This window comes from Ramlibacter sp., assembly GCF_035706265.1.
Classification (GTDB): Bacteria; Pseudomonadota; Gammaproteobacteria; order Burkholderiales; family Burkholderiaceae_C; genus Ramlibacter.
On sequence record NZ_DASSVG010000144.1, the window covers coordinates 1 to 8,653 of the forward strand.

The 8,653-nt window shown below is 70.9% G+C and carries 10 protein-coding genes; 4 read left to right on the forward strand and 6 right to left on the reverse strand.

The window, feature by feature from the left end; genetic code table 11:
* The first annotated feature begins 34 nt into the window (after positions 1 to 34).
* Positions 35 to 346 carry a hypothetical protein gene (locus tag VFM98_RS05750; protein WP_325108943.1) on the forward strand — a complete coding sequence of 104 codons (312 nt, stop codon included), beginning with the start codon at positions 35 to 37 and terminating at the stop codon, positions 344 to 346.
* Between the two features lie 63 nt (positions 347 to 409).
* Here VFM98_RS05750 and VFM98_RS05755 read toward each other — a convergent pair whose 3' ends face one another.
* The 3 genes from VFM98_RS05755 to VFM98_RS05765 all read right to left on the reverse strand — a co-directional run bounded on the left by VFM98_RS05755 (position 410) and on the right by VFM98_RS05765 (position 3,551).
* The gene (locus tag VFM98_RS05755; RefSeq protein WP_325108944.1) at positions 410 to 1,381 is read right to left on the reverse strand and encodes a Bug family tripartite tricarboxylate transporter substrate binding protein; all 972 of its coding nucleotides are present in this window, start codon (positions 1,379 to 1,381) and stop codon (positions 410 to 412) included.
* 35 nt (positions 1,382 to 1,416) lie between these two features.
* Positions 1,417 to 2,571 carry a mandelate racemase/muconate lactonizing enzyme family protein gene (locus VFM98_RS05760; RefSeq protein WP_325108945.1) on the reverse strand — a complete coding sequence of 385 codons (1,155 nt, stop codon included), beginning with the start codon at positions 2,569 to 2,571 and terminating at the stop codon, positions 1,417 to 1,419.
* Positions 2,572 to 2,654: 83 nt separating this feature from the next.
* On the reverse strand, positions 2,655 to 3,551 hold the full coding sequence (locus VFM98_RS05765) for a LysR substrate-binding domain-containing protein (RefSeq protein WP_325108946.1): 897 nt from the start codon (positions 3,549 to 3,551) through the stop codon (positions 2,655 to 2,657).
* A gap of 68 nt (positions 3,552 to 3,619) precedes the next feature.
* Between VFM98_RS05765 and VFM98_RS05770 the strand changes: the two genes are divergently transcribed.
* The gene (locus VFM98_RS05770) at positions 3,620 to 3,895 is read left to right on the forward strand and encodes a hypothetical protein (protein ID WP_325108947.1); all 276 of its coding nucleotides are present in this window, start codon (positions 3,620 to 3,622) and stop codon (positions 3,893 to 3,895) included.
* 28 nt (positions 3,896 to 3,923) lie between these two features.
* Here the strand turns inward: VFM98_RS05770 and VFM98_RS05775 are convergent, their stop codons facing one another.
* The 3 genes from VFM98_RS05775 to VFM98_RS05785 all read right to left on the reverse strand — a co-directional run bounded on the left by VFM98_RS05775 (position 3,924) and on the right by VFM98_RS05785 (position 7,289).
* On the reverse strand, positions 3,924 to 5,111 hold the full coding sequence (locus VFM98_RS05775; RefSeq protein WP_325108948.1) for a TerC family protein: 1,188 nt from the start codon (positions 5,109 to 5,111) through the stop codon (positions 3,924 to 3,926).
* A gap of 85 nt (positions 5,112 to 5,196) precedes the next feature.
* Positions 5,197 to 6,252: a DMT family transporter gene (locus VFM98_RS05780; protein ID WP_325108952.1), complete on the reverse strand. Its 1,056-nt coding sequence runs from the start codon at positions 6,250 to 6,252 to the stop codon at positions 5,197 to 5,199.
* Positions 6,252 to 7,289: a Cj0069 family protein gene (locus VFM98_RS05785; RefSeq protein WP_325108949.1), complete on the reverse strand. Its 1,038-nt coding sequence runs from the start codon at positions 7,287 to 7,289 to the stop codon at positions 6,252 to 6,254. The genes VFM98_RS05780 and VFM98_RS05785 overlap by 1 nt, the downstream gene beginning before the upstream one ends.
* 189 nt (positions 7,290 to 7,478) lie before the next feature.
* Between VFM98_RS05785 and panB the strand changes: the two genes are divergently transcribed.
* Positions 7,479 to 8,306 carry a 3-methyl-2-oxobutanoate hydroxymethyltransferase gene (gene panB / locus VFM98_RS05790; protein WP_325108950.1) on the forward strand — a complete coding sequence of 276 codons (828 nt, stop codon included), beginning with the start codon at positions 7,479 to 7,481 and terminating at the stop codon, positions 8,304 to 8,306.
* An 8-nt stretch (positions 8,307 to 8,314) separates the two neighbouring features.
* Positions 8,315 to 8,653 (forward strand): pantoate--beta-alanine ligase (locus tag VFM98_RS05795; protein WP_325108951.1); only part of this gene is annotated, 339 nt, incomplete at its 3' end.

The window sequence follows — 8,653 nt, forward strand, 5'->3', positions numbered from 1 at the left end:
CGTCCCGGCGCACTGAACTGCAGAGGAGCCCGCCATGAGAAGCGAAGTGAACGTCACGTTCAAGGATGTCGCACCGATCCGGATCAGCCTGGACCAGGCGGAGCCGATCACGCAGGAGGCCGCGCGAGCCTGGCTCGACGAACAGTTCACCGCGTTCGGCTGCGAGCCCTTGCGCCTGACCGGCAAGGTCCTGAACGCCGACAAGGTGCTGGTCGTGGCCGAGGCCGCCGGTCCTGCCCGCTTTGCCGATGCGACGTGGGCGCAGCAGTTCGGCCGCTGCACCGTCGCGGCCCTCGGCAAGCCGGTCGTCAACGTGGACGTGCCGGGAACCAGCGTCGGGTACTGAGCTCGCGCGTCCCGCCCGATCGGGCAAGTGCGGGGCAAGGGCGGGGCGCTCTCGCGCCCCCGCTCACTGTGCCGAAATCTTCTGCGCCTCCACGATCTTGCCCCACTCGACGAACTCGCGCTGCATCTCGCGCCCCAGTTGCGCCGGCTCCAGGTAGGCCGGGATCGCCCCCTGCTTGGCGGCGACCTGTGCCACTTCTGCGCTCGCGAGCACGGAGCGCACCGCGGCATCGAGCTTCTCCACGATGGGCGCGGGCGTGCCGGTGGGCGCCAGCAGCATGATGCGCGGGGCGGCATCGAAGCCGGGCAGGGCGTCGGCCAGGGCGGGCACGTCCTCGGCGCCGGGCAGCTTGGCGGCGCTCATGAGGCCGATGGCCCGCAGCTTGCCCGCCTTCGCCTGCGCCAGGCCTGCCGTCGCGCTCACCACGCCGAGCGGCACCTGGCCGCTCATGACGTCCGGCACGATCTGCGAGGCGCCGCGATACGGCACGTGGACGACGAAGGTGCCGGTGCGGGCCTTCATCCACTCGAAGCCCAGGTGGTGCACGGTGCCCACGCCGGAGGTGGCGTAGGAGTAGCGGCCCGGGTTCTTCTTCAGCAGGGCGATCAGTTCCTTGGGATTGGCCGCCGGCACCTCGTTGTTCGCCACGATCATCAGCGGCAGCACGAAGGTGCCCGCGATGGGCGTGAACGCCTTCAGCGGTTCGATCGGCAGCTTCGCCTGCAGGTGCGGCGCGATCATCAGGCCGCTCTCGCCCAGCAGCAGCGTGTAGCCATCGGGCGCCGAGCGGGCGACCTGTTCCGCGGCGATCATGCCGGCGGCGCCGGCGCGGTTCTCCACCACGACCTGCTGGCCGAGGAGCGCCGGCAAGCGCGACGAGAGCATGCGCGCCAGCGCATCGACGCCGCCGCCGGCGCTGTAGCCCACCAGCAGGCGGATCGGCTTGTTCGGGTAGTCGGTCTGCGCGCCGGCCAGGGGCGCGGCAACGGCGAGGGCGGCGGCCAGCAGGGTGCGGCGCGTCAAGATGGTCTTCATCCGGTGTCTCCTCTTTGTCTGTAATGCGCGTAGCGTCAGGCCTTGCCCACGCCGCGCGAACCGGGCCGCTTGGCCAGTTCCGCGACGCGCTCGCGGTTCGGCCGGAAGCCCAGGCCGGGCACGTCGGGCAGGGCGAGCATGCCTTCCGTGGGTTCGGGCAGGCCGTCGAAGACCTGCTTGCAGACCTCGACCGCCACCGAGTGGTATTCCACCAGGGAGCCGTTGGCCAGGCCGGCGTGCAGGTGCATGTTGTGGTGCGGCCAGGCGCCGCCGTTGGCGAACTGCGTGTTGAACGCGCTGGCCATGCCGGCGATGCGCAGGCACTGCGTGTAGCCGCCGCTGATGCAGGCGTTGGGCTGCACCACGTCCACGGCCTGGGCCACCAGCATGTCGCGGAAGCGGCTGGCGAGGCCCTCGTTCTGGCCCGCGGCGAGCGGGATGCGCGTTTTCGCGCGCAGCTTCACCATGTTCGGGATGTCGTTCTGCGAGACCGGCTCCTCGAAGAAGGCGATGTCCAGGTGCTCGATGCGCTGCGCCAGGGCCGCGGCATGGAAATAGTCCAGGCTGCAGTTGGCGTCGATGAAGATCTGCACGTCGGGGCCGACGGCGGAGCGGACTGCCTCGATGCGCTTCACGTCCTCGGCGATCACGTCGGCCAGTGGCCGCGGCTCGTCGCGGCGTTGCAGTCCATGGTGGCCCACCGTCATCTTCAGCCGCCGGAAGCCACGTGCGACCCAGCCCTGCGCCGCCGCCGCGAGCTCCTCGCGGTCGAAGAAGGCGAAGCCGAAGGTGGCGTAGACGGGCACCTTGGGACGCGCGCCGCCGAACAGCCGCCACACGGGCTGGCCGAGGATCTGGCCCTTGAGGTCCCACAGCGCCAGGTCGATGGCGGCGATGGCGTGGCTGGCATAGCCGGACTGGCCGCGCGGCGTGAGCAGCCAGTAGAGCTTGTCCCAGGCCTGCTCGTGCCGCAGCGGGTCCAGGCCCACGAGGGCGTGGCTGGCGATGTCGTTGACGATGGAGGCGACCACCTCTTCCTCGGTGATGGCCGTCATGCCGGTGCCGATGCGGCCGTCGTCGAGTTCGATGTCGACGAGGCACAGCGACAGCGAAGTGGATTTGGCGCGGGCGCCCTGGCCCATGGTCACGGGCAGGTTGAGCGGGGTCGCGCGAACGGAAGCGATCTTCATCGCGCCAGTCTGCGGGCCCGGCAGGCCGGCCCGCAAGCGGCCCGCCGCGATGGTCCCTTTCGCGATCGGCGAAATCCCTGGGTTTACCCGCGGGGTGCGCGCAGCGCCGCAGCCAGCGTGCGTGCCGCGGCGGAGGCCTGGTCGCCCGCGCGCAGCGCGAGAAAGTGCGTGCGCCGCGCCCATTCCTCCGCCACCGGCACGGCCGCCAGCGGCAGGTGCGCGAGCTGCGGCGCGATGGCTTGCATCGGCAGCACGGCGGCGCCGAGGCCGGCCGCCACCATGCGGCAGGCGGCGTCGAAGCTGCGCATCTGCATGCGCACGTTGATCGGCTGGCCCAGCATGGCCGCCGCGTTGAACAGCCGGGTGAGGATCGTGTTCGCGCCGGCCAGCACGATGAAGTTCTCCGCCAGCAGCTGCTGCAGCCGCAGCTCGCGCTCGCCGGCCAGCGGGTGCGCGCGGGGCAGCACCACGCCGAGGTCGTCCTGGAAGGAGGGCAGGAACTCGAGCCCCGGCGTGCGGGCGTCGGCATCCACCACGCCGATGTCGGCGCGGCCGTCCACCAGGGCGACGAGGATCTCCGGGCTGACGCGTTCCTCGATCTCGACGTGGATGCGCGGATGCTCGCGCATGAAGGCTTCCAGCCGCGGCGGCAGCAGCTCCAGCAGCGACGAGGCGTTGGCCAGCATCCGCACGTGGCCCGCCAGGCCCAGGCTCCAGTGGCGCAGGTCGGTGGCGAGCTGGTCGGCGTCGCCCAGCAGCTCGCGGCCGCGCTGCACGAGCATGTGGCCGGCCGGCGTGAGCTCCACCCCGCGCGGAGAGCGCTCGAAGATGCGCACGCCGAGCGCCGCTTCCAGCGAGGAGATGCGCGCGCTGGCGGCGGCCACTGCGAGCTGCAGGCGGTCGCTGCCGGCGCTGATGGAGCCCGACTCGGCGACCGCGACCACCACCCGCAGCGTCAGGAGGTCCAGGCGTTCCGTCATGGGCGGATTATCCCGGTGCACGCACGCGGGCACCCATCGGCTACGCTTGTTCTTTTGGGAGCAAAGCCATGAGCGAGTCCAGCGAGGCCACACCCGTCACGTTCGCAATGCTCGTGGAAGCCCTCGATGGCTGCGGGCAGGCCGTCGGCTTCGCGCTGGCCGGCGCCCTCAACACCGCCGGCACGAACCGCAGCCGGATCCTCGTCATCGCGGAGAGCCTGCAGACGCTGTCGCTGGACGGCCGCTTCCCGGGGCCGGCAGGCCACTGCATGGGCGGGATCGTCGGCGGCATGCAGTCGTTCCTGATGGCCGGCGAGAAGGAGGAGGGCGCGCCGCTGGTGTAGCGCCCGATCGGCAGCCCCCTTCGCCTGGCTATTCGGAGCGGGCGGCGTGCCGCCCGTGCGCATCGGCCAGCATCTCCCCCAGGGTCTGCCGCTCGCGGATCAGGGCCCGGTGTTCCGCCGGCAGCGCACGCACGGCCTCCTCGGCGCTGCGCAGTTCTGCATAGGCTGCCTCGCGTTCTTCCGGCGTGGCGTCATCGCCGAGTTCGCGGTAGGCGGCCAGGCGCCGGCGCAGGCGGCTCACGGCCGTCTTGGCCTTGCCCTTGGGGCTGAGCAGCGACATCAGCACGGTGACCGCCAGGATGCCGACGATCACGACCAGCGACTGCATGGGCGAGATCTCGATCACATTCACCGGCTCGCCTTCGTTGATCAGCGGCACGTTGTTCTCGTGCAGCGCGTGCAGCACCAGCTTCACGCCGATGAAGGCCAGGATCGCCGACAGGCCGTAGGAGAGGTACAGCAGGCGCTCGAGCAGCCCCTCGACCAGGAAGAACAGCTGCCGCAGGCCCAGCAGCGAGAAGGCGGTGGCGGTGAAGACGATGAAGACGTCGTCCGTCAGTCCGAAGATCGCCGGAATCGAATCGAGCGCGAACAGGATGTCGGTGAGACCCAGCGCCACGATCACGGCCACCATCGGCGTCATGCGGCGCTGCCCGTCCTGCACGGTGAACAGCCGGTCGCCGTCGTAGCTGCCGGTGGTGGGCAGCAGGGCGCGCGTGAGCCGCAGCACGGTGCTGTCCTGTTCGTCGCCGTGGCGGTGCTCCTCGGGCGCGAGCATGTGGCCGGCCGTGAGCAGCAGGATCACGCCGAAGATGTAGAACACCCAGGCGAAGTGCTCGATCAGGGTGGCGCCGACGAAGATGAAGGCCGAGCGCGCGAGCAGCGCGATCACGATGCCGATCAACAGTGCCTTCTGCTGGTCCTCCCGCGGCACCTTGAAGCTCGACAGGATCACCAGGAACACGAACACGTTGTCGACCGACAGCGCCTTTTCCGTCAGGTAGCCGGCGAAGTACTGGATGCCCAGCTCGGTGCCGCCGACGACGAAGACGGCTGCGCCGAACAGCAGCGCCACGCCCACGTAGGCAGCCGACCAGCGCGCGGCTTCGGCCACGGTGGGCACGTGCGCGGTGCGGGTGTGGAAGAAGTAGTCGAACAGCAGCATCGCGGCGATGAGCGCGATGGACAGCTCCCACACGAGCGGGGGATGGGTCATGGGAATCCTCTCGGCAGATGGTGTCGGCCGGCGAAGCGGCGCCCCATCATCACCGCTGCCGGCGTCTCGGGGGGGCCGAGGAATCTCAGTGGCGATGGCGGTGGTGGATGTCCGGGTAGTGCGGATGCTTGTGCGTCAGCACTTCGTGCCGGTGCGGATGCACGTGCGGCTCCTCGCCCTTCCAGGGAAAGTCGTGCGCGTGCCGGTGATGCTCGTCGTGGCGGTGCGCGTGCGTATGCTCCAGCGCCTCGTGCGTGTGCTCATGCTCGTGCCGCTCGCGCACGTGCAGCCACACGCCGACGGTCATGAGCGCCGCGGCGGCCCAGAACAGCGGGCCCGGCAGTTCCGGCCAGATCGCCAGCGAGAGCACGACGCCGAAGAGCGGTGCGACCGAGAAGTAGGCGCCCGTGCGCGCCGTGCCGAGGGTGCGCAGGCCGACGACGAACAGCGTGAGGCTGACGCCGTAGCCCAGCAAGCCCACCAGCAGGCTCATGGCGAGCGGCAGCCCCGCCGGCCATGGCGCGCCGGCCGCGAGGGCGAGCAGGGTGTTGCACGCGCCGGCGATCGCGCCCTTCAGGCAGGCCAGCAGCATCGCATCGTTGCTCGAGACCTTGCGGGTCAGGTTGTTGTCGATCGCCCAGCAGAGGCAGGCGCCGGCAACGAGCAGGGCGCCGGCCGAAAAGCTCGCGCCGCCCGGCTCCCAGGCCAGGAGCACGCCGCCGGCCACGATGGCCAGCATGCCGGCCACGATCTGCCGGTCGGCGTTTTCCTTGAAGGCCACCCAGGCGAGCACGGCCGTGAGCACGCCCTCCAGGTTCAGCAGGAGCGAAGCGGCCGCACCGCTGGTGCCGGTCAGGCCCGCCATCAGGAGGGCCGGGCCCAGCACGCCACCGAACAGGATGGCGCCGGCGAGCCACGGCCAGTCCCGCCGCGGGATGCGCATCGATGCATCGCCAGGCTCGCTGCCGCCGAGGCCCGCCCGCACCAGCAGCAGCACGCCGAGGCCGACACCGCTTCCCAGATACAGCAGCCCGGCCAGCAGCACCGGGTGGATGCTGCCGGCGAGGAGCTTGGCGAGCGGCGTGCTGGCGCCAAACAGCACGGCGGCCGTGAGGGCGGGGGCCGCGGGATGAATGGACATCATGCAGGCGCGAGGCGCGATCGCACCGCCGCCACCAGCGGGCCGATCGCGGAAGGCGGAAAGGGCGCCACGCTGCTGACGTTGATCTCGCACACCACGTGGCGCTCGCCGGCGCCTGCGGCGCGTTGGCCGAACAGGAAGTCGCAGTCCCACAGCAGCGGCAGGCGCTCGCGCGCGAGCCCCACGCGGGAGCGCAGCAGGTCGACCCATTGCGTCTCCAGCCGCTCCTTCAGGTGCTGCAAGGCCGGCAGGTCCGCGTCGTGGTAGAGCCTGGGGCCCGGTTGCGGCGCAGGCTCGCCGTCAGGGCCGGGATACAAGGCGTTGACGGCTTGCAGCCCGAATCCCGCCACGCGATCCTCCACCAGGTAGGCCCGGACCATGCCTTCCGCCAGCCGCGGCTGCCAGGCCTGGTCGATCATGTGCCCTCCGTGTTCCGGTTCGAAATACGGCGCCAGCTTCTGCAGCAGGGCCGGCATCGCCATCGTTTCCTCTTCGCTGCCACGCTGGGCGTGGCGCACCCGCAGGCGTTGCGGGTCGAAGCTCGTGCCCGCCGCTTCCACGCGCCAGACGCCGATCCCGCTGTGGCCGCGGTACTGCTTGAGCACGCGCGGGCCACCGCGCAGCCGCTGCGGCAGTTCCGCCGCGAGTTGCGCCAGACTGTCCACGCGCTGCACGTCGCTGCCGAAGGGGAGATCGCGGGTGGCGAACAGGACGTCCTTGGTGCCCAGCTTGAGGATGGCGTCCGGATGCGCGCTGACCGTCACGCCGCGGTCGGCCAACCGGCGCAGCATCGCATCGAGGCGATCGCGTCGGCGGCCGCCCTCGATCGGATTGCACCACACGAGCACGAGCCGGCAGCCGCGCAACTGCTGCTCGACTTCGTCGCAGAAATCGTCGTGATAGATGGCCGGCGCCGCGGCGAGGTCCGCGGCCGCGAGCGCCTCGAACAAGGCTGCGAACCGGCTTTCCATCGGATCCGAGCGGTCGCGCATCGCGCGGTCACCGGGGTAGAGCAGGGCGACAGAGGGTGGGGACAAGATCGGCTCCTTTCTGGGCGAAGCCCATGACGAGGAGCAGAACTTGGAGGCACAGGCCTCTTGCGGCACGGGGAGTCTGCCGGGCCCCCGCTGCCTGCATTCTAGGCGCTCCGTCCTTGCGCGCCGGACATTGACGCGCGCGTGAAGTTGGGCTGCAATGCTCCCCTCTGCCGCAGCGCCCGAGCCCCCATGGCCGCTTCCACCGACACCGCCCCTTCGCGCCGACCGCTCACGCTGCACCGCCTGCGCGAGATGCACGCGGCCGGCGAGAAGATCGTGATGCTCACCTGCTACGACGCCACCTTCGCCCGCGTGCTGGACGAAGCCGGCGTCGAGTGCCTGCTGGTGGGCGATTCGCTGGGCATGGTGCTGCAGGGCCAGCCCAGCACCGTGCCGGTGACGGTGGAGGAGATGGCCTACCACACGCGCTGCGTGGCGCGCGGCAACCGCACGGCCTGGGTGATCGGCGACCTGCCCTTCGGCAGCTACCACGCGACGCCTGCGCAGGCGCTCGAGAGCGCCGCCGCGCTGATGCAGGCGGGCGCGCACATGGTCAAGCTCGAAGGTGGCGGCTGGACCACGGAGACCGTGCGCTTCCTGGTCCAGCGCGGCATCCCCGTGTGTGCCCACCTGGGGCTCACGCCGCAATCGGTGCACGCCTTGGGCGGCTGGCGCATCCAGGGCCGCGACGAGGTGGCGGCCGCCACGCTGCGCCGCGATGCGCAGGCGCTCGCCGAGGCGGGCGCCGCCATGCTGGTGCTGGAGCTGGTGCCGTCCGCGCTGGGCGCGGAGATCGCGGGCGAACTGCCGATCCCGGTGATCGGCATCGGTGCCGGGCCCGGCTGCAGCGGCCAGGTGCTGGTGCTGCACGACATGCTGGGCCTGCTGACGGGCTATGCGCCGCGCTTCGTGCGCAATTTCATGGACGGCAGCAGCGATGTCGCGACCGCGGTGCGCCGTTATGTCGAGGCGGTGAAGGACGGCTCCTTCCCCGATCCCAAGCTGCACTGCTACTGAGGCCCGCCATGCAGATCGTTCACACCATCAGCGAGCTGCGCGAGCGGCTCGAGGCCTCGCGCCGGCCGGCCTTCGTGCCGACCATGGGCAACCTCCACGACGGCCACATCGCGCTCGTGCGGCAGGCCCGCTCGCTCGGCGATGCAACGGTCGCCAGCATCTTCGTCAACCGGCTGCAGTTCCTGCCGCACGAGGACTTCGAGACCTACCCGCGCACGCTCGAGGCCGATGCCGCCCAGTTGGAGGCCGCCGGCTGCGACCTGCTGTTCGCCCCCAACGAGCGCGAGCTCTATCCCGAGCCGCAGACCTACAAGGTCGTGCCGGACCCCGTGATCGCCGACATCCTC